This window comes from Planomicrobium sp. CPCC 101079 (genome assembly GCF_007859275.1).
Classification (GTDB): Bacteria; Bacillota; Bacilli; order Bacillales_A; family Planococcaceae; genus Planococcus.
Map to the genome: position 1 here is coordinate 22,567 of NZ_VOHC01000033.1, position 19,357 is coordinate 41,923.

Genomic DNA, 19,357 nt, shown 5'->3' on the forward strand with positions numbered 1-19,357 from the left:
ACGTGAAAAACCAAGAAATACGGATCCAAGGCGCTAGAGCGCATAATTTGAAAAATATCGATGTTGTCATTCCGCGCGATCAGCTAGTCGTCATGACGGGGCTTTCAGGATCAGGGAAATCATCTTTGGCATTTGATACGATTTACGCAGAAGGGCAGCGGCGCTACGTTGAGTCGTTGTCTGCGTATGCCCGGCAATTTCTCGGCCAAATGGACAAGCCAGACGTCGATTTGATTGAAGGGCTGTCACCGGCCATTTCGATCGACCAAAAAACAACCAGCAAAAATCCACGTTCCACAGTCGCAACGGTAACAGAAATATACGATTACATGCGCTTGATGTATGCGCGCATCGGCAAACCGATATGCCCGAACCATGGCATTGAAATTTCGTCTCAAACAATCGAGCAAATGGTGGACCGTTTGACTGTTTACCCGGAGCGGACCAAAATGCAGATTTTGGCGCCGATCGTTTCAGGCCGGAAAGGGACACACGCCAAATTGTTGGAAGATATTAAAAAACAAGGCTATGTCCGTGTGCGCGTCAATGGGGAATTGATGGATCTCGATGACGACATCACACTCGATAAAAACAAAAAGCATTCAATCGAAGTGGTCATCGACCGCATTATCATGAAAGAAGGCATTGCACCGCGCCTCAGCGATTCCCTTGAATCGGCTTTGCGCCTTGCCGAAGGACGCGTACTCGTCGATGTTATGGAGCAAGAAGAATTATTGTTCAGCGAACATCATGCATGTCCGATTTGCGGATTTTCAATCGGGGAATTGGAGCCGCGCATGTTTTCGTTCAACTCGCCGTTTGGCGCATGCCCGGAATGCGACGGCATTGGCCACAAGCTGGAAGTTGATCCGGAACTGGTGGTTCCGGATTGGAGCTTGTCTTTGAACCAAGGGGCGATCGTCCCTTGGCAGCCGACAAGTTCGCAATATTACCCGCAGTTGCTGCAAGCCATCTGCAAACATTACAAAATCGATATGGATGTTCCAATGAACGAGTTGCCGGAAGAGCACATAAACGCCCTCATGAAAGGGTCTGGAAGAGACAAAATCCGCTTCCGCTACGAAAACGATTATGGCCAGATTCGCGACAACCATATTTACTTTGAAGGGATTTTAGCAAACGTCGACCGACGCTACCGGGATACGACATCTGATTACATTCGTGACCAGATGGAGAAATACATGGGGCAGCAGCCATGTCCGGCATGTGAAGGCCACCGTCTGAAGCCGGAATCGTTGGCTGTCAAAGTGAACGGCATCCATATCGCCAACGTCAGTGAATTTTCGATCGTCGAAGCCATCCAATTTTTCTCGAATTTGGAACTGTCGGAAAAAGATATGCAAATCGCGAGGTTGATTTTGCGGGAAATCGAGGAGCGCCTTGGATTCCTCAACAATGTCGGCCTTGATTATTTGACGCTTAACCGCGCATCCGGCACCTTATCAGGCGGGGAAGCACAGCGGATCCGCCTGGCTACCCAAATCGGCTCTCGGTTGACGGGTGTCCTATACATCCTGGATGAGCCGTCAATCGGCTTGCACCAGCGTGATAATGACCGGTTGATCAGCACGTTGAAAAACATGCGGGATATCGGCAACACACTGATTGTCGTAGAACACGATGAAGATACGATGCTCGCAGCGGATTATCTGATTGATGTTGGTCCGGGAGCAGGGGTGCACGGCGGGGAAATCATCGCTTCCGGCACACCGGAAAAAGTGATGAAAAACAAAAAATCATTGACCGGCCAATACTTGAGCGGCAAAAAGTTCATCCCGCTGCCTGCTGAACGGAGAACATCCGATGGACGAAAAATCACCATCCGCGGCGCAAATGAAAACAATTTGAAAAACGTCAATGTTGATATTCCGCTGGGCATATTTACAGCAGTGACCGGCGTATCCGGTTCCGGAAAAAGCACGCTCATCAATGAGATCTTGTACAAATCGCTTGCCAATAAGTTAAACCGGGCGAAAGCGAAACCTGGGCAGCATGTATCAGTGGAGGGAATTGAAGAACTGGAAAAAGTGATTGATATCGATCAGTCCCCAATCGGGCGGACTCCAAGATCAAATCCTGCTACGTATACAGGCGTTTTTGACGATATCCGGGATGTTTATGCGGCGACAAACGAGGCGAAGGTGCGCGGCTATAAAAAAGGGCGCTTCAGTTTCAATGTTAAGGGCGGACGCTGTGAAGCTTGCCGCGGAGATGGTATTATTAAAATAGAAATGCACTTCTTGCCGGATGTCTATGTGCCGTGTGAAGTTTGTCACGGCAAGCGCTATAACCGGGAAACCTTGGAAGTGAAGTATAAAGATAAAAACATTGCCGATGTGCTGGCGATGACTGTAGAAGACGCGTACTCGTTTTTTGAAAACATCCCGAAAATCAACCGAAAGCTTAAGACCATTGTAGATGTGGGGTTGGGCTATATCACGCTTGGCCAGCCCGCCACCACGCTGTCAGGCGGGGAAGCACAGCGCGTTAAATTGGCGTCCGAACTTCATAAGCGCTCAAACGGCAAGTCGTTCTATATTTTAGACGAACCGACGACCGGCTTGCACGCGGACGATATTTCGCGGCTGCTCCTTGTCTTACAGCGCTTAGTAGATAACGGGGATACGGTGCTGACCATTGAGCACAACTTGGACGTCATTAAAACCGTCGACCACATCATTGACTTAGGGCCAGAAGGCGGCGACAAAGGCGGCACTATTTTAGCTGCTGGAACGCCGGAAGAAATTGCAGAAGTGAAAGATTCCTATACCGGCAAGTATTTGCGCCCGATTTTGGAGCGCGACCGTGCCCGTATGGATGCACTCGTAACGAAAGCGACACGCAAGAAAAAAGTGGCTAAGTGAAACTTTTCCACCGGCTGAACGTATCAATTAGAAGAATACCAAGTCTCAGACTTGTTTAGCCAAAGAGATTTGATTGCTTTGGCTAAACAGTGGAGGCACCAGGAGGAGGCCGCACTACATGCAAAACGAAAAAGAACGCATATTGGACATGGTGGAGAACGGAACAATTTCTGCAAGGGAAGCTGTAGAATTGCTGAGAGCCATTGACGGCGGAGATTCATCGCGCGAGTCGTCTTATGGCCGTGATCGCGATCGATACCGGGACAGACGGGAAAGCAGCAGACGCGGCTTTTTCAGACCGGAAGATATGATCAAAAAATTCTCGAAAGACATGTCCAGAGATTTCAAAAAAGATTTTTCGAAGAACATGTCAAAAGACTTCAACCAATTGGGCGACCGCATGAGAGACTTCGTGCAAACTTCTGTCGGCAAGCTGAAGACAATGGAATTCGATTCTCCTTTCGGGGAAGCGGTTGAATTTGAACATACGTTCACCCAGGAATTTGTCAATGTCAACAAAATTATCGCTGACTTGGCAAACGGCCAGCTTGAAGTGTTTCCTTCACAAGATGAAACGGTTCGGGCAGAGTGCCGAGTGAAAGCTTACCGGACAGAATCGGAAGAACAAGCAAAACAAGATTTCCTTGAAAAATTCGTCTTTATCGCAGATGATCAAAAATTGCGCATCATCAGCGATCTGAAAACAACGCAAGTGAATATTGTATTGTATGTTCCAGCTGCAACTTACCAAGAAATTATCGTCCGTTTATTCAATGGCGGTTTTTCGATGAAACGCATCGATGCAAGTCTGATCAAAGTGAAAACCGCAAACGGCAAAATCGATTTGAAAAACGTTTCTTTTGATGATGCAGAGCTGGAAACGGCAAATGGGGCTATCCAAGCAGTGGAAGTGAGCGGGAAAGTGCTTGAAACCGAAACCTTGAACGGCCGCATTTATGTGGACGGCGATGTCCAAACCATGACAGCTAAATCGATGAACGGCAATGTCGTTGTTACGTCAAGATGCAAAGAAGCCCGGAAAGTGGAAGCTAAGACATTAGCCGGCAATGTGGAACTTTACATTCCATCGCATCTGCCTTTAAAAGGAGAAGTTTCGTCCACTTTAGGCAAGCTGGATGTCTTGTTGTCCGATGTCGACAACACACACGAGCAAGGACAATTGATGCAGAAAATGATCCGTTTCTCAAAAGAAAGCGGCGAAGCGGTAGCTGCTCCGCTATTGGTTTACGGAGAAACAAAAACAGGCACTGTGTTGGTGCGCTATTTGACAATCGAATAAAACAACGCTAAATGAGCCGGTGCATGTGAATGCGCCGGCTTTTTTATGTGGTAAACTAAAAAGCATACTAATGGCATTATTTCGATAATTAAAGGAGGAAAAAAGAATGGCAGACGGATGGAGCGTTGAGGAAGTGAAAGCGGCATATCAAGCGTTATTGGAAAATCACTCGGTGAAGAAGGCACTTGATTTTATTGAGGCAGATCATGGCAACACGGTTGCGGAACAAATAGCGATTACGGAAATTCCAGCTCCTCCATTTAAAGAACAGCAAAGAGCAGAAGATGTTCAACGGCGCTTGCAGAAACTTGGCCTTGAAAACGTGGAGATGGATTCAGAAGGAAATGTTTATGGTATAAGGCGCGGCAGTGGGCAAGGGCCGAAGATTTTCATTTCTGCTCATTTGGATACGGTTTTTCCAGAAGGGACCGATACGAAAGTGAGGGAAGAAAACGGGATATTGCATGCACCGGGAATTGGGGACGACACAAGGGGGCTTGCAGAGCTGTTGGCAGTGGTCCGTGCGTTGAACGAAGCGGAAATTGAAACGGTCGGAGATCTTGTTTTCGGTGGCACTGTCGGAGAAGAAGGGGCTGGCGACTTGCGCGGAGTCAAGGCGTTTTTTACGGAACACCAGGACATTGATGGCTTTTTATCGTTGGACGGCCCCGGTTTCAATCACATTACATATTTAGGGACGGGAAGTTTTCGCTATACAATTACGTATAAGGGACCCGGTGGACACAGTTTTGGCGATTTCGGAACGCCGAGCGCGACGCACGCGATTGGGCGGGCGATTGCAGCCATAGCTGATCTTGAAACATCAAAAGAGCCGAAAACGACGTTTTCTGTCGGAGAAGTGAAGGGCGGAACGTCTGTAAATGCTATTGCCCAAGAAGCCAGCATGGCTGTTGATCTTCGTTCGAATGATGCGGGGGCGCTGGCGGAACTGGACGAGCGGTTTTTAACGATTGTCAAAAAAGCGGCAGAAGCGGAAAATGCCAAGTGGAACGATAGCCGGATAACGGTGGATATCAAGCGCTTCGGCAACCGGCCGCCTGCCAGCCAAAGCGCTGATGCGCCGATTGTCAAAGTGGCTGCCGCCGCTGTAGAAGCGATTGGCGGAACTCCAGAACTATGTACACCGAGCAGCACGGATGCCAATTATCCGATGAGCTTGGGAATTCCGGCTATCACCATCGGTCTTGGCGGAATTTTTGGCGGCGCTCATACACTCGAAGAATGGCACAATCCCGGGGAGGGGCATTTAGGCGTTCAAAAGAGTTTGATGACGGTACTTGGTTTGGCGGGCGTGAAAAATACCAGTCCTGCCTTGTTGAAAAAATAACAAGCAAAATGAAGAAGCTCGGCCAACTGGTATCAGTCGGCCGAGCTTCTACTTTTCTGGATATAAATCCTGCAAAAACGCAATTGATTGCTTGATCAATGCTTTTAATACATCTTGATCGACATCGTCCCACTTATTGATATAGACACATGCTTTTCCGCTGGTATGCTTGCCGAGTTTTGAGAGCAGTTTTTCGCGCTCCGTGTCGCCGGTCGCAAAATATAGGCTGATTTTCGATTTCCGCGGTGAAAAGCTGACAAGCGGGGCATTCCCGGAATGGCCGGATGCATACACATAATGATACGAACCAAAGCCGATGATGCTCGGCCCCCACATTTTAGCCGGATAGCCGCTCGTTTCTTCAAAAAGCTGAAGCAGCTTAAAAGCGTCTTCCCGTTTTTTCGGCGAGTCTGTGTTTTCGATAAATTCAACTACATCTGCATCGGTTGCTTTGGTTTTCGGCTCGTACATGCTTAACCCCTCATTTCTCGGTATGTGTTATAAACAATGCATGGCGTTTTCGGCTTCATCCCAAGGCACTTTATAACCATGGCCTTTCGCACAAAAAATGGAAGTGGAAGTGTATTCGGGATCCGCATCTTTGTTATAAGCAATTTTTTTGATGACTTCCGCTTCGTTGTGGCAGTGGTCATAACCGGCTAAAAGCAAGCGCAGCATGCCTTTGCCATGGGTGAAAGAAGCGAATTCGGTGCTGTAGTTCATGAACGTGGCGACTGGAACAGTGCCTTCAATAATCGCTTTTCCGCCGTTCATTTCCGGTGCTTCAAACCGGCCGGAAGCTTGCTGGATATCAGATAGCACACGGCCCATCTGTTCAATATCCACTTTTATTTTAAAGCGGTAAATCGGTTCAAGCAGCCGGTTTTCGGCTTTTTCAAGGCCTTGGCGGAGCGCCCGGTAAGCGGCTTCCCTGAAATCGCCGCCTGACGTATGCTCGTTATGGCCTCTGCCAGTCAACAGGGTGATCTTAACATCGGTCAGCGGTGAGCCAGTGAGGAGGCCATGATGGTCGCGTTCTGCCAAATGGTGAAGCACCAAATTCTGGTTGCCGACCGACAAAGCATCCGGGTGGCACCTGTTAGCCAACAAGACACCGCTGCCGCGTTCGGCCGGCTCGATTTTCAAATGCACTTCGGCATAGTGGCGGAGCGGTTCAAAATGGCCATAGCCGGTCACAGGCGTTTCAATCGTTTCTTTGTATAAAATTTCCGGTTCGCTGAACGACACGGAAAAGCCGAAGCGGTCGTGCACAACCTGCTGCAGCACTTCAAGCTGGATGATGCCCATGACGTGGATATGGACTTCCTGGAAATGTTCGTCCCACACAACAGCAAGCGTCGGGTCTTCGGCATTCAGGCGTTTGAAATATTTCAATACTTCTTTCGGATGCATAGTGGGGTCGAACAGTACTTTTGATTTTAACGCGGGAATCGATTCTTGGCTGCTGGTTCCTGGATGAATGCCAGCACCGTCTCCAATCGCAGCTTCCGACAAACCGACGACGGCAAAAAGTTCGCCGGCATTTACTTGGTCGACTGTCTGGAATTTGCTGCCGCTGTAACGGCGGATTTGCGTCACTTTCTCCGTTTTTCGGTTTTCGGCTGCGCCGTAGCCCGCTTCCTCGCGAACGCGCAGTGAACCGCTGTGTGCTTTGAGGAACGTTATCCGGCTGCCGTTTTCTTCGTGGCGTATTTTATAGACTTGGGCTGCAAAAGGTTCATCTGCCTTATAATCCGTTAAAGTTAAAAGGTCGAGTTTTTCAAAAAAGCCACTGACGCCGATGTCTTGTAAAGCAGAGCCGGATGAGCACACAAACACTTCGTTTGACCGGATCATCTTTTGCAGCGCCTGCAGCCAGAGGGCTTCGTCATACCCCGAGCTCATATAAAGCTCAAGCAATTGTTCGTCCCGTTCGGCAACGAATTCAGCCAGTTCCTCATCCATTGCACCATGATGGAATGAATGGGTGATGTCGATAGCATTATCTGTCAGCTGGGTTCTTATCTCACCAAGCACCCGTTCCTCGTCCGCGCCTTCCCGGTCGATCTTGTTGATAAAGAAAAAAGTGGGTACTTGATGTTTCCGAAGCAGCTGCCATACGGTTTCCGTGTGGCTTTCGATTCCTTCGACTGCGCTGATGATGACGATGGCATAATCCATCACTTGGACCGCCCGTTCCATTTCAGGGGAAAAGTCGACATGCCCTGGCGTATCAATCAAAAAATAAGTGGAATCGTTATAAGAAACGACGGCTTGATCGGCGAAAATGGTGATGCCTCTGTTTTTCTCAATCACGTGGCTATCGAGAAAAGCATCTTGATGGTCGACCCGGCCGCGTTGCCGGATGCTTTTCGTATGGTACAGCAGTTGTTCTGAGAATGTTGTCTTGCCGGCGTCGACATGGGCAAGAATCCCGATTGTCTTGTTCATAAGTCACCTCGTCGTGTAGCTTCTTCTGCCTTTAGTGTAGCAGAAATATGGCCGGAAGATTACATGAAAAAACCGCGGAAGCAAGGCTTCCGCGGTTTCAGACTGTAGACAAAGTCTATGATTAAAGTATAGAGTACATAAAACCAACCGGGCCGGCCACTCCGCTTTCCGTGGGCTTGGCTTCAGCCTCCTCGACACTAACGTGTCTGCGCGGTTTTCTTCAATTCCGGCTAAAGCAATCGATGCCGAAAGCGATGGCTCTGGCGCACCGCTTTTGATAAGCATCAGATTTCAATAAGGCCAATTCTTCTTGATTGGTCATAAAACCGCACTCGATCAAAACGGCAGGCATCCGGGTATCTCTAAGAACAGCGAAATCAGCCTGTTTTTGCCCGCGATTTTTTCGGCCTGTCGAAAGCACCAACGCTTGATGGATAAAAGAGCTCAATTTTTTTGCGCCTATAGACGCGGCCGAATAAGTGAAAGTCTCAATACCGTTTACAGTATTGAATCCAGTACCGAAAGCATTGGCGTGAATGGATATGAATAGGTCCACTTTCAAGCGGTTGGCAAGTGCAGTTCTTTCATCAAGCGGCACATCCTGGTTTGGCTGATGGCTGAAAATGACGGTATGGCCAAGAGCTTTCAGCTGTTTTTTCACTTCATTGGCTACGGGTGAATTAAATTGGAATTCCCTTAGCCGGCCATCAGGTGAACGTTTGCCTTTTGTTTCCGGACCATGTCCAGCGTCGATCATTATTTTCATTGAGAATAGCCCCCTTTTTCGCTATATAGACCAGAGCTTTCCAAAAGGCGACACGAAAATCTTTAAATTAGAATTTTCCGTGTTAAAATAGGAGCAAACCGTTTAGGATTTGGATGGATTTATCAAAAGTCCAAAATCCTTTTCGCAGAAGGAATGAGGGGAACCATGGGACAAGTAACAGCAAAACAAGTGATGGAAACTTTTGATTTGAAATTGATCAGTGGAGAAGAAGGCATCGGTCGCCATATTCCGATCAGTGATATTTCACGGCCTGGATTGGAGATGGCCGGTTATTTTACACATTACCCGGCAAATCGGGTGCAATTGCTCGGGAAAACCGAACTCTCCTTTTTTGAAATGCTTGAGCCGGATGAGCGGAAAGACCGAATGATGAGATTGTGTACAAATGAAACGCCGGTCGTAATTGTGGCGCACGATATGGACGCGCCTCCGGAATTGATTGCGGCATCGAGCCAAAAGCATGTTCCGGTACTAGGGACGAAAATAGCAACGACGCGTTTCTCGAGTTCATTGACGAACTTTTTAGAGAGCCAATTGGCGCCGACAACAGCTGTCCATGGTGTGCTTGTGGATATTTACGGCATCGGTGTTCTGCTTACCGGGAAAAGCGGTGTCGGAAAAAGCGAAACAGCTCTTGAATTGGTGAAGAAAGGGCATCGGTTAGTCGCTGATGATTGCGTTGAAATTCATCAAGAAGGAGAAAATACGTTGGTCGGCCATTCGCCGAAATTGATCGAGCACTTGCTCGAAATCCGGGGAGTCGGCATCATCGATATCATGACGCTATTTGGCGCAAGCGCGGTTCGCACCTTCAAGCGGATTTCACTGGTCATTGATTTGGAACTATGGGATGCCGACAAAACTTACGACCGTTTAGGTCTTGAAGAAGAGAAGATGAGAATCATCGATACGGATATCACAAAACTGACGATTCCTGTCCGTCCTGGCCGAAATTTATCGGTTATCATTGAAGTGGCAGCGATGAATTACCGCTTGAAGCGCATGGGAGTGAATGCAGCAGAAGAGTTCTCGAAACGGCTCAACGAAGTCATCGCGCTTGATACACACTAATGGAATGGGTAGGTGCAGTACATGTATTCGATTTTAGGTTCAATTGACCCGATCGCATTTTCACTCGGTCCGATTGATGTCCGCTGGTACGGTGTTATTATCGCAGCGGGCATTCTTCTTGCTTTTTTAGTCGGGCAGCGTGAAATGGTGAAGCGGGGGCTTCATCCGGAATTTTTGACGGATCTCTTAATATGGGCAGTTCCGTTGTCGATTATCGGAGCGCGCATTTATTATGTTATTTTCCAGTGGAGCCATTACAAAGAAAACCCTGGTGAAATTATTCAAATATGGAATGGCGGAATTGCGATTCATGGGGCATTGATCGCCGCAGTAATCGTTGCTTATATTTTTACAAAAAGAAGAAATACTTCCTTCTTGAAAGTAGCGGATATTTTAGCGCCGAGTATTTTGATTGGCCAGGCAGTTGGCCGGTGGGGGAATTTTATCAATCAGGAAGCGCACGGGGGTGAAGTGTCGCGGGCATTTTTGGAAAATCTCCTTATTCCCGATTGGATCATCAATCAAATGTACATAAATGGTGCGTATTACCATCCGACTTTTTTATATGAGTCGATGTGGAGTTTAGCAGGAATCATCATTTTGCTTCTTTTGCGGCGGGTCAATTTGGTTCGCGGCGAACTGTTTTTCTTTTATATGATCTGGTATTCCGTTGGCCGCTTTTTTATCGAAGGCATGCGGACAGACAGTTTAGTGGCTAACGGGCTGCGTGCAGCCCAAATCGTTTCGGTGATTGCCATCGTCTTGGCTATCGGATTGATCATCTACCGGCGGGCAACTCTCAAAAACCCGCCTCACTATAAAGACAATTAGAAAGAAGAGATGGAATGTCAACTTTGAAAAACGGCTTGAAAGCAGGGCTTTTAACAACTTGGACATTAGGGAAAGTCATCTTCCCGATCACATTGATCGTGACGATGCTTCAATTTACACCGGTATTGCCGTTCATCATTGATCTGGTTGCCCCGCTGATGGGACTCTTCGGACTCAGTGGAGACGCGGCGATTCCCTTGGTGCTCGGGAATGCGTTGAACTTGTACGCCGGAATCGCAGGGATTTTGTCATTGGAATTAACGGTCAAAGAAGTTTTCATCTTGGCTGTGATGCTGTCGTTTTCGCATAATATATTCATCGAAACGAGCGTGGCGTTGAAAGTGGGCGTCAAGCTTTGGGTCGTATTGGTTGTACGCTTTGGGCTGGCTGCACTTTCCGGCATTGTCATCAATTTGCTCTGGAAAGGCGGCGGGGAAATAGCACAATACGGTTTTGTGCCAAAAGCCGCTGCGGTTCCTGAAAGCTGGCTCGAAATTTTCTTGTTCGGCCTTGAAAAAGCGGCGTTTGGCATCTTGCAGCTGGCAATGATTGTTATTCCATTGATGATCGCGATTCAGATATTGAAAGACAAAAAATACTTGCAGCGGTTTTCAGATTTGCTTGGTCCGCTGACCCGTTTGCTCGGCATCCAAAAAAATGCTTCGATGACTCTTGCTTCAGGTCTGATTTTCGGTCTGGCAATGGGAGCAGGCGTTATGATTCAAGCGGTCAAAGAAGATGGCGTCAGCAAAAAAGACGCGACTCTGGCCTTTATTTTTCTCGTTTCCTGCCATGCGATTGTAGAAGATACGCTGATTTTCATTCCGCTGGGGATACCGGTATGGCCGCTCTTGATCATCCGGGTTATCACGGCTCTCGGCTTGACGATCTTCGTTTCCTATTATTGGCGGCGGACGGAACAAAATCGGAAGGAAGTGCTCTCAACATGAACAAACCCATCACTACACTGTTGTTCGATTTTGATGGAACATTGCTTGATACGAACGAACTGATCATCCAGACATTCCTCTCGGTCCTTGGCCGACGGTATCCTGGCCGCTTCATCCGGGAAGATGCTTTGCATTTTATTGGGCCATCGCTCAAGCAAACATTTGAAGCGATTGACCCAGAACATGTGGAGGAACTGATTGAAGAATACCGTTCGCTCAATAAAACCTTGCATGACGAATTGGTATCGGAATATGATGGCGTGCCGGAAACGCTGCGCTTGCTGAAAAGCCGCGGTTTGAAGATGGCGATCGTTTCCACGAAACGAAGAGAGACCATCTTGCATGGCTTGAATTTGATGGGCATCCCGGACATTTTTGATGTGATTGTCGGACTTGATCAAGTGACCCATCCGAAACCGGATCCCGAACCTCTGATGCTTGCTTTGGAGCTGCTTGCCTCTACGCCGGAAGAAGCGCTGATGATCGGCGACAATTCGCACGATATCGATGGCGGAAAAAATGCAGGCGTCCGGACAGCCGGCGTGGCGTGGGCTGCAAAAGGTGAGGCGTTCCTTGCTTCGCTTGAACCGGATTTTATGCTTCAACACATCAGCGACCTGCTTGACTTGACGAAAGAAGCCGTGCAATGAGAAAGACGGAACGCCATTACGTGACCGGCGCAAATTCGCTTTGGCACATCTACAAAACCGTTCCGTTCTGGAAAGTCATGAAAAACTTCATCGTCATTCAATTAGCACGCTATACACCGTTTTTGCCAATGAAAAATTGGCTCTACAAAACGTTTCTGCGAATGAAAATCGGGAAACAGACTTCTTTTGCGCTGATGGTCATGCCGGATGTCATGTTTCCCGAAAAAATTACAGTCGGGCGAAATTCGGTGATTGGCTATAATACCACCATTCTCGCACATGAATATTTAATAGAAGAATACCGCATTGGTGAAGTTATCATAGGGGACCGTGTCTTGATCGGTGCGAATACTACAATATTGCCGGGCGTTACGATCGGAGATGGCGCCATTGTATCGGCTGCCACACTTGTCCATAAAGATGTTCCAGCTGGTGCTTTTGTCGGCGGAAATCCGATGAAAGTGATCTATACAGCTCAACAAATGGCCGAACGCCAAAAAAAATCCTGAAAGCATCTGTGCTTTCGGGATTTTTTTAACTACAATTCCTTGACGCTTCTTGGAATTTTGCGATAAAATAATAAATACTTCAACACATTAGCAAACTAAAGTAAAATAACCAAAAATAGGAAGTGTTCATATGACGATTGAAATGTTTGAGAAGCCACTTGGCATGCGCGACGATTTTCCTTTCATCGCTAAAAAGAAAGCGGAGCTCCGCGCAAAAGGAACGGAAATCATGCAACAAGCGGGCTATGAGTTGCTTCAGACGCCGACGCTTGAATACTACGAAACAATCGGCAAAATATCGGCCATTCCCGATAATGCATTGTTCAAATTGCTGGATAACCAAGGCCAGACACTTGTGCTGCGCCCGGATATGACTTCGCCGATTGCGAGGGTAGTGGCATCGAAGTTGTTGAAGGAAAAAATGCCGGTACGGCTTGGATACTACTCGAACGTTTTCCGCGCGCAAAAACGCGAAGGCGGCAGGCCGGCTGAATTCGAGCAAATGGGTGTAGAACTGATCGGCGACAATTCCCTATATGCTGACGCGGAAGTCATAATTTTGGCTTCGGAGATTTTGAAAGAACTGGAAGTAGAGTCCAGCCGAATCGTCATTGGCCACACTCAACTCCTGCAATCGATATTACTAGAATTTGGCTTGGATGACCGCCAAATTGAAATTGTCCGTGAAGCGCTGGTGTCGAAAAACAGCGTGAAATTCGAGCAGATTGTCGATGGGCTGGGTATCGAAGCGGACAAAATCGGGTCGTTTAAAGCGCTGAACCGTTCGAAAACGCTGGAAGACTGGAAGCAGTGGATTGATTTTTCAAACTCGGAACAAGCGGATTTATACGAAGAAATGTTAAAGCTGCAAAAGATTGTCGAGCGGAATGGTTTGTCCGGCTCTGTAACATATGATTTGTCTTTCGTCAGCCATATGACTTACTACACCGGTCTTGTGTTTGAGTTTTACGGAGCGGGAAGCGGATTTCCGCTTGGCAACGGCGGACGCTATGATGGATTGATGAAACAGTTTGGCTTGCATATCGGAGCGACGGGCTTTGGTTTGCGGGTTGACCGGTTGCTGGAAGCAATTGCGCCGGATAAGAAATATGCAGCAGACACACTGATTTTGTTTAAGGAAGAAACCGAACAGCAAGCACACGAACGGGCACAGGAATTGCGGACAAAAGGAGTTCATGTGACGTTGCAGTATGCGCCAGCAGTCCAGGCGATTGATGAGTTCGCAGGATTGTTCAAAGAAGTTATACGATTGGATGGTGCTGTAAATGGATGAATTGACGATTGCAATGCCGAAAGGGCGGATTTTCGAAGAAGCTTATGAACTGCTGGTAAATGCAGGATACGATTTGCCGAAGGAGCTTGATGATTCCCGCAAGCTGATTGTCGAAGCGCCAAACGAAAAAATCCGTTTTATTTTAGCAAAGCCGATGGATGTGCCGGTTTATGTGGAACACGGGGTTGCGGATGTGGGGATTGCCGGTAAAGATGTCATGCTCGAACTTGACCGCTCTGTACATGAACTGCTCGATCTTGGCATTAGCCAATGCTATATCGCGACTGCGGGCCTTCCGAACACGGAAATGAACCCGGTGACACCTCGGATTGCGACCAAGTATCCGCAAATCGCTTCCCGGTTTTACCGGGGCAAAGGCGAACAAGTGGAAATCATCGAATTGAACGGTTCAATTGAATTAGCCCCGATGATTGGGCTGGCGGACCGTATTGTCGATATTGTATCGACCGGCAAGACATTAAAAGAAAATGGATTGGTCGAATACGATAAAATTGTAGACATCACGTCCCGGCTGATTGCCAATCCGGTCAGTTACCGGTTGAAGCAAGACCGTATTCAAGAGCTTGTGGAGAAACTGAGAAAGCAGGCGGTAAGATGAAACAGACTCGTTTATCTTCTGGGATTTCCATCCGGCGGACGATTGCTGAAGGAACCCATCAGCAAGTCCAGGCTGTCAAAGACATTATCGCAGCCGTCCGCTCGGAAGGGGACGCCGCACTGCTCCGCTATACCGAAAAATGGGACGGAGCGAAACTGGAACGGCTGCGTGTCACTCCTGAAGAAATTTTGGAAGCTGTGGGACGCTTTGATCCTCAATTGCTGGCAGACTTGGCAGAGGCAGCTGACAATATCCGCCGCTACCATGAAAGTCAAAAACAAGAAGGCTATAAGCATGAAAACAGGGATGGCTCTTATGTGGCGCAGCGCGTGACGGCGATCGACTCAGCAGGACTATATGTGCCTGGCGGTACAGCAGCCTATCCGTCATCGGTTTTGATGAATGTGGTGCCTGCTCAAGTGGCGGGAGTCGGGCGCATTGTCTTGATTTCGCCTCCTGGCAAAGATGGCAGTTTATCAGACGGCGTATTAGCAGCGGCTCATATATTGGGAATTGATGAAGTGTACAAATCAGGGGGAGCGCAAGCTATTGCAGCTTTGGCTTATGGAACCGAATCCGTTGCGCCTGTCGATAAAATAACAGGACCCGGCAATATCTTTGTGGCGCTGGCAAAACGGGAAGTGAACGGGGACGTGGCAATCGACATGATAGCAGGGCCAAGCGAAATTGCCATAATCGCCGATGATACCGCTTATCCTGATGAAGTGGCTGCTGATCTTCTGTCCCAAGCAGAGCATGATCCGTTGGCGAGCGCTGTGCTGCTCACAACGAGTGAACGTTTAGCCGATGCGGTATCGCGGGAAGTCCAGAAGCAAGCGGCCGCTTTGCCTAGGCGTTCTATTGCCCAACAAGCGATTGAGGACCACAGCATGATCTACATCGGCGGAACGCTTGATGAAGTAATTGACGCGGCAAACGAACTTGCGCCGGAGCACCTGGAAATTATGACTGAAGATCCTGAAACTGTAGCGGAAAAAATCCGCCACGCGGGCGCTATTTTTATCGGCCGCTTTTCTTCAGAGCCGGTCGGTGATTATTTTGCAGGGACAAATCATGTACTGCCGACAAACAGCACAGCACGTTTTTCGAGTGCCTTATCAGTTTACGATTTTTTGAAACGGACAAGCATCATCCGCTATAGTGAACAGCAGTGGCAGCAGAACAAAGACAAAATTGCACGCCTCGCGCGATTGGAAGGTTTGGAAGGACATGCGCGCGCTGTCGAATCCAGGTCGTGGAAAAAGGAGACGAAATCATGAGAAAAGCAGAATTGAAACGTGATACGAATGAAACCAAAATAGCCGTATCTTTTTCGCTTGATGGAGAAGGAAAAGCGGATATCAATACCGGCGTGCCATTTATGGACCATATGCTCGATTTGTTCATTAAGCACGGATTGTTTGATGGGGATATTAAAGCGGACGGCGACACGCATATCGACGATCACCATACCACAGAAGATATCGGGATTGTCCTGGGGCAAGCGGTAAAAGAAGCGCTTGGGGACAAAAAAGGCATCCGCCGCTATGGCAATGCTTTTGTGCCGATGGACGATGCGCTGGCGCAAGTGGTCATCGATTGCTCAAACCGGCCGCACCTGGAATTTCGCGGCGACATCCCGAATGCCAAAGTCGGAACGTTTGATACGGAATTGGTTTACGAATTTTTATGGAAATTCGCGCTTGAATCGCGCATGAATGTCCATGTCATCATTCATTACGGCAAAAACACACACCACATCATCGAAGCGGTATTCAAAGCGCTTGCCCGTGCACTTGATGAGGCGACAAGCATCGACCCGCGAGTGAAAGGCGTGCCGTCGACAAAGGGGTTGCTGACATGATCATCGGCATCATCGATTACGGTATGGGCAATTTGTTCAGTGTCGAACAAGCGCTGAAAAAACTGGATTGCACAGTCATTATGTCCGACGATCCCGAAATCCTCGGCGAAGCGGAGGCGATTCTGCTGCCGGGAGTCGGGGCATTTCCAGATGCCATGGAGTTGTTGGACCAAAAGGGCCTTTCTGCATTTATCCAGTCACTTCCGGAAAAAAACATTCCTTTGCTCGGCATTTGTTTAGGGATGCAATTGTTGTATGAAGATAGTACAGAAGGCAAATTGACACAAGGACTTTGCTTGTTGAAAGGCCACATCCGCCGTTTCGAAAAAGGGACAGACCGCATCCCGCATATGGGCTGGAACCGGCTTCAATTTCCGCGCATGCCTTACTGGCTGACGGATATCCAAAGCGACACCCATGTCTATTTTGTCCATTCGTTTCTGGCAACGGATACGGTGCCGGAACAAGTTTGGGCAACAGCCAGCTACAGCGGCGTCGAAGTGCCGGGAGTGGTTGGAAGCGGCCTGATTACGGGCATGCAGTTCCATCCGGAAAAGTCCGGGGATTTCGGCCATTATTTATTGGAACAATGGATTGCCAATGTCAGGAGGAACCAAGATGAGCAAGTTTCAAATCTATCCCGCGATTGATCTGCGAGGCGGAAAATGCGTCCGATTGTTTCAAGGGGACTATGCGCAAGAAACGGTATACGGCGATTCGCCATATGACATGGCGAAGAACTTTGCCGACGCCGGAGCCGAGTGGATCCACATGGTAGATCTGGACGGTGCGAAAGATGGCGTCCGCATAAACGATGGAGCGGTTATTCAAGCGGCAACTTTGCCGGTAAACGTTCAAGTCGGCGGCGGAATCCGGACACGCGAAGATATTGAGCATTATTTAACGAATGGCGTCAGCCGAGTCATCATTGGCAGCTTGGCAATACGAGAGCCGGAACTTGTCGTATCATTCATTGAAGAATTCGGCCCTGAAAAAATCGTCATCGGCATCGATGCCAAAAACGGTATGGCTGCGACAGAAGGCTGGATCGAGACGTCCGGCCAGTCGGCAAAAGACGTCGCCAATTTCTTTGCGTCAAAAGGCGCCAAGCATTTTATCTACACCGATATCGCGACGGACGGAACGCTTGCCGGACCGAATATCGAAGCAAACAAGAGTCTGGCTGATTCAGAACAGGCAGAAATCATTGTTTCAGGTGGCATCGGCTCTTTAGAGGATGTCCGCAACGTTAAAAAAGCGTCGGAAGAAAGCAATATTGCCGGCGTCATCATTGGCAAGGCTCTTTATGAAAACCGCTTTACGCTCGAGGAGGCGCTGTCATGCTGACAAAACGGATCATCCCATGTCTTGACGTAAAAGAAGGGCGTGTAGTAAAAGGGGTGAGTTTCGTCTCGCTGCGCGACGCCGGAGACCCGGTCGAGCTTGCACGCTTTTATGACAAGCAAGGAGCGGACGAACTGGTCTTTCTGGATATTTCGGCATCACATGAAGGCAAAGAAACGATGGTCGAAGTGGTTAAAACGGTTGCCACCGAATTATCGATTCCGTTTACGGTCGGCGGCGGAATCCGTACACTAGAGGACATGAAGCGCATGCTGCGTGCAGGAGCGGACAAAGTGTCATTAAATACAGCGGCTCTTGACCGGCCGGAATTGATCAAAGAAGGAGCGGACTTTTTCGGATCCCAGTGTATCGTTGTTGCGATCGATGCCAAGCGGAACGGCGACAGCTGGGATGTTTATACACATGGAGGCCGCAACAAAACCGAATGGGATGCCATAGAATGGGCGAAGAAAAGCGTTGAACTTGGAGCCGGCGAACTATTGGTGACGAGCATGGACATGGACGGCGTTAAAAACGGCTTTGACTTGGAGCTGACAAAAGCGATCCGGGACGCAGTGGAAGTGCCGGTCATTGCCAGCGGCGGAGCCGGAACGCGCGAACATTTTGAAGATGTCTTTAAACAAGTTGATGCAGATGCGGCGCTGGCAGCATCCATTTTCCATTACAGAGAAACAAGCATCGCTGAAGTAAAGGATTATTTGCGGAAAGAGGGAGTGAACGTTCGATGACAGAAGTGAAATTTGATAAAGACGGGCTGATTCCCGTTATTATTCAAGATGCGAATTCAAAAGAAGTGCTGACGCTGGCATATGCTAACGAAGAAGCTCTCCAAAAAACGATTGAAACAAACGAAACGTGGCTTTATTCAAGGAGCCGGGATGAACTGTGGAACAAAGGCGCAACAAGCGGCAATACACAACAAGTGACGGCTGTCCGCGTAGATTGCGACGGCGATTCGCTTATCTATGAAGTGATTCCAAACGGGCCGGCATGCCATACAGGCGAAAAAAGCTGCTTCCATGAAACGATTCACGGCACGGCCAATGAATCGGCGGCGGATATGTTCAGCCAACTGACCGGCCTTATCAAAAACCGGGAAGAGGAAATGCCAGAAGGGGCTTATACGACGTATTTGTTTACAGAAGGGGTCGACAAAATCTGCAAGAAAGTTGGAGAAGAAGCGGCGGAAGTGATCATTGCAGCGAAAAACAGAGATCCTCAAGAGCTGTCGATGGAAACGGCCGATCTGCTCTACCACGTGCTTGTTTTGTTGCAAGAGCAAAAAGTGGGCTTGGACCAAGTGATAGAGGTTCTAAAAGAACGCCACGCAACCAAAACTGCAAGTAAATAATAGGGAAATATGCTATAATACTAAGTATATTTAAGTGCTGGAACGAAGCTATTCGTTCCTTTTACTTTTTCGGAGGCATATT

Annotated in this window: 19 protein-coding genes; 16 read left to right on the top strand and 3 right to left on the bottom strand. The window is 48.4% G+C overall.

The genetic code is table 11. The features are described from left to right. Positions 1 to 2: 2 nt before the first annotated feature. From uvrA to FQV28_RS18305, 3 genes are all read left to right on the top strand, one after another. Positions 3 to 2,885: an excinuclease ABC subunit UvrA gene (uvrA, locus tag FQV28_RS18295; protein ID WP_146497966.1), complete on the top strand. Its 2,883-nt coding sequence runs from the start codon at positions 3 to 5 to the stop codon at positions 2,883 to 2,885. A gap of 118 nt (positions 2,886 to 3,003) precedes the next feature. Next, positions 3,004 to 4,185, top strand: a complete 1,182-nt coding sequence (locus FQV28_RS18300) for a DUF4097 family beta strand repeat-containing protein (RefSeq protein ID WP_146497967.1) — start codon at positions 3,004 to 3,006, stop codon at positions 4,183 to 4,185. Between the two features lie 106 nt (positions 4,186 to 4,291). Continuing rightward, entirely contained in the window at positions 4,292 to 5,533 is a 1,242-nt protein-coding gene (locus FQV28_RS18305) for a M20/M25/M40 family metallo-hydrolase (protein WP_146497968.1), read from the top strand. 48 nt (positions 5,534 to 5,581) lie between these two features. On the opposite strand, the gene FQV28_RS18310 is transcribed toward FQV28_RS18305, so the two are convergent. The 3 genes from FQV28_RS18310 to FQV28_RS18320 all read right to left on the bottom strand — a co-directional run bounded on the left by FQV28_RS18310 (position 5,582) and on the right by FQV28_RS18320 (position 8,750). Beyond that, positions 5,582 to 6,004 carry a DUF1801 domain-containing protein gene (locus FQV28_RS18310; protein WP_146497969.1) on the bottom strand — a complete coding sequence of 141 codons (423 nt, stop codon included), beginning with the start codon at positions 6,002 to 6,004 and terminating at the stop codon, positions 5,582 to 5,584. Between the two features lie 27 nt (positions 6,005 to 6,031). Further along, entirely contained in the window at positions 6,032 to 7,984 is a 1,953-nt protein-coding gene (locus FQV28_RS18315; RefSeq protein WP_146497970.1) for a GTP-binding protein, read from the bottom strand. Between the two features lie 220 nt (positions 7,985 to 8,204). Next, the gene (locus tag FQV28_RS18320; RefSeq protein ID WP_146497971.1) at positions 8,205 to 8,750 is read right to left on the bottom strand and encodes an N-acetylmuramoyl-L-alanine amidase; all 546 of its coding nucleotides are present in this window, start codon (positions 8,748 to 8,750) and stop codon (positions 8,205 to 8,207) included. A 165-nt stretch (positions 8,751 to 8,915) separates the two neighbouring features. On the opposite strand from FQV28_RS18320, the gene hprK reads away from it, so the two are divergent. The 13 genes from hprK to hisIE all read left to right on the top strand — a co-directional run bounded on the left by hprK (position 8,916) and on the right by hisIE (position 19,275). Continuing rightward, positions 8,916 to 9,842, top strand: a complete 927-nt coding sequence (hprK, locus tag FQV28_RS18325; protein ID WP_146497972.1) for an HPr(Ser) kinase/phosphatase — start codon at positions 8,916 to 8,918, stop codon at positions 9,840 to 9,842. A 21-nt stretch (positions 9,843 to 9,863) separates the two neighbouring features. After that, positions 9,864 to 10,673: a prolipoprotein diacylglyceryl transferase gene (gene lgt / locus FQV28_RS18330; RefSeq protein WP_146497973.1), complete on the top strand. Its 810-nt coding sequence runs from the start codon at positions 9,864 to 9,866 to the stop codon at positions 10,671 to 10,673. Between the two features lie 14 nt (positions 10,674 to 10,687). Next, positions 10,688 to 11,623 carry a nucleoside recognition domain-containing protein gene (locus FQV28_RS18335; protein ID WP_146497974.1) on the top strand — a complete coding sequence of 312 codons (936 nt, stop codon included), beginning with the start codon at positions 10,688 to 10,690 and terminating at the stop codon, positions 11,621 to 11,623. Beyond that, a complete protein-coding gene (ppaX, locus tag FQV28_RS18340) occupies positions 11,620 to 12,273 on the top strand; it encodes a pyrophosphatase PpaX (protein ID WP_146497975.1) in 654 nt (217 codons plus the stop codon). The genes FQV28_RS18335 and ppaX overlap by 4 nt, the downstream gene beginning before the upstream one ends. Next, positions 12,270 to 12,782 (top strand): acyltransferase, encoded by a 513-nt coding sequence (locus FQV28_RS18345; protein WP_146497976.1) that lies wholly within the window; start codon positions 12,270 to 12,272, stop codon positions 12,780 to 12,782. The genes ppaX and FQV28_RS18345 overlap by 4 nt, the downstream gene beginning before the upstream one ends. A 130-nt stretch (positions 12,783 to 12,912) precedes the next feature. Beyond that, complete coding sequence (locus FQV28_RS18350; RefSeq protein ID WP_146497977.1) at positions 12,913 to 14,076, top strand: ATP phosphoribosyltransferase regulatory subunit; 1,164 nt, start codon at positions 12,913 to 12,915, stop codon at positions 14,074 to 14,076. Then, positions 14,069 to 14,695 (top strand): ATP phosphoribosyltransferase, encoded by a 627-nt coding sequence (gene hisG, locus FQV28_RS18355; RefSeq protein WP_146497978.1) that lies wholly within the window; start codon positions 14,069 to 14,071, stop codon positions 14,693 to 14,695. Before FQV28_RS18350 ends, hisG begins: the two co-directional genes overlap by 8 nt. Further along, positions 14,692 to 15,975, top strand: a complete 1,284-nt coding sequence (gene hisD, locus FQV28_RS18360) for a histidinol dehydrogenase (RefSeq protein ID WP_146497979.1) — start codon at positions 14,692 to 14,694, stop codon at positions 15,973 to 15,975. The genes hisG and hisD overlap by 4 nt, the downstream gene beginning before the upstream one ends. After that, complete coding sequence (hisB, locus tag FQV28_RS18365) at positions 15,972 to 16,559, top strand: imidazoleglycerol-phosphate dehydratase HisB (RefSeq protein WP_370455150.1); 588 nt, start codon at positions 15,972 to 15,974, stop codon at positions 16,557 to 16,559. The genes hisD and hisB overlap by 4 nt, the downstream gene beginning before the upstream one ends. Then, positions 16,556 to 17,209, top strand: coding sequence for an imidazole glycerol phosphate synthase subunit HisH (hisH, locus tag FQV28_RS18370; RefSeq protein ID WP_146497980.1), 654 nt, complete (start codon positions 16,556 to 16,558; stop codon positions 17,207 to 17,209). The genes hisB and hisH overlap by 4 nt, the downstream gene beginning before the upstream one ends. Next, entirely contained in the window at positions 17,178 to 17,906 is a 729-nt protein-coding gene (gene hisA / locus FQV28_RS18375) for a 1-(5-phosphoribosyl)-5-[(5-phosphoribosylamino)methylideneamino]imidazole-4-carboxamide isomerase (RefSeq protein ID WP_146497981.1), read from the top strand. The genes hisH and hisA overlap by 32 nt, the downstream gene beginning before the upstream one ends. Next, positions 17,900 to 18,652 (top strand): imidazole glycerol phosphate synthase subunit HisF, encoded by a 753-nt coding sequence (gene hisF / locus FQV28_RS18380; protein WP_146497982.1) that lies wholly within the window; start codon positions 17,900 to 17,902, stop codon positions 18,650 to 18,652. Before hisA ends, hisF begins: the two co-directional genes overlap by 7 nt. Next, the gene (hisIE, locus tag FQV28_RS18385) at positions 18,649 to 19,275 is read left to right on the top strand and encodes a bifunctional phosphoribosyl-AMP cyclohydrolase/phosphoribosyl-ATP diphosphatase HisIE (protein WP_146497983.1); all 627 of its coding nucleotides are present in this window, start codon (positions 18,649 to 18,651) and stop codon (positions 19,273 to 19,275) included. The genes hisF and hisIE overlap by 4 nt, the downstream gene beginning before the upstream one ends. Positions 19,276 to 19,357: the final 82 nt, after the last annotated feature.

Coding starts and splice junctions, on each gene's coding strand:
- hprK (WP_146497972.1), top strand. CDS start 8,916: ATGGGACAAGTAACAGCAAAACAAGTGATGGAAACTTTTGATTTGAAA.
- hisA (WP_146497981.1), top strand. CDS start 17,178: ATGAGCAAGTTTCAAATCTATCCCGCGATTGATCTGCGAGGCGGAAAA.
- FQV28_RS18335 (WP_146497974.1), top strand. CDS start 10,688: ATGTCAACTTTGAAAAACGGCTTGAAAGCAGGGCTTTTAACAACTTGG.
- FQV28_RS18310 (WP_146497969.1), bottom strand. CDS start 6,004: ATGTACGAGCCGAAAACCAAAGCAACCGATGCAGATGTAGTTGAATTT.
- hisIE (WP_146497983.1), top strand. CDS start 18,649: ATGACAGAAGTGAAATTTGATAAAGACGGGCTGATTCCCGTTATTATT.
- FQV28_RS18305 (WP_146497968.1), top strand. CDS start 4,292: ATGGCAGACGGATGGAGCGTTGAGGAAGTGAAAGCGGCATATCAAGCG.
- lgt (WP_146497973.1), top strand. CDS start 9,864: ATGTATTCGATTTTAGGTTCAATTGACCCGATCGCATTTTCACTCGGT.
- FQV28_RS18345 (WP_146497976.1), top strand. CDS start 12,270: ATGAGAAAGACGGAACGCCATTACGTGACCGGCGCAAATTCGCTTTGG.
- FQV28_RS18320 (WP_146497971.1), bottom strand. CDS start 8,750: ATGAAAATAATGATCGACGCTGGACATGGTCCGGAAACAAAAGGCAAA.
- hisF (WP_146497982.1), top strand. CDS start 17,900: ATGCTGACAAAACGGATCATCCCATGTCTTGACGTAAAAGAAGGGCGT.
- hisB (WP_370455150.1), top strand. CDS start 15,972: ATGAGAAAAGCAGAATTGAAACGTGATACGAATGAAACCAAAATAGCC.
- FQV28_RS18300 (WP_146497967.1), top strand. CDS start 3,004: ATGCAAAACGAAAAAGAACGCATATTGGACATGGTGGAGAACGGAACA.
- hisD (WP_146497979.1), top strand. CDS start 14,692: ATGAAACAGACTCGTTTATCTTCTGGGATTTCCATCCGGCGGACGATT.
- FQV28_RS18350 (WP_146497977.1), top strand. CDS start 12,913: ATGACGATTGAAATGTTTGAGAAGCCACTTGGCATGCGCGACGATTTT.
- hisH (WP_146497980.1), top strand. CDS start 16,556: ATGATCATCGGCATCATCGATTACGGTATGGGCAATTTGTTCAGTGTC.
- ppaX (WP_146497975.1), top strand. CDS start 11,620: ATGAACAAACCCATCACTACACTGTTGTTCGATTTTGATGGAACATTG.
- FQV28_RS18315 (WP_146497970.1), bottom strand. CDS start 7,984: ATGAACAAGACAATCGGGATTCTTGCCCATGTCGACGCCGGCAAGACA.
- hisG (WP_146497978.1), top strand. CDS start 14,069: ATGGATGAATTGACGATTGCAATGCCGAAAGGGCGGATTTTCGAAGAA.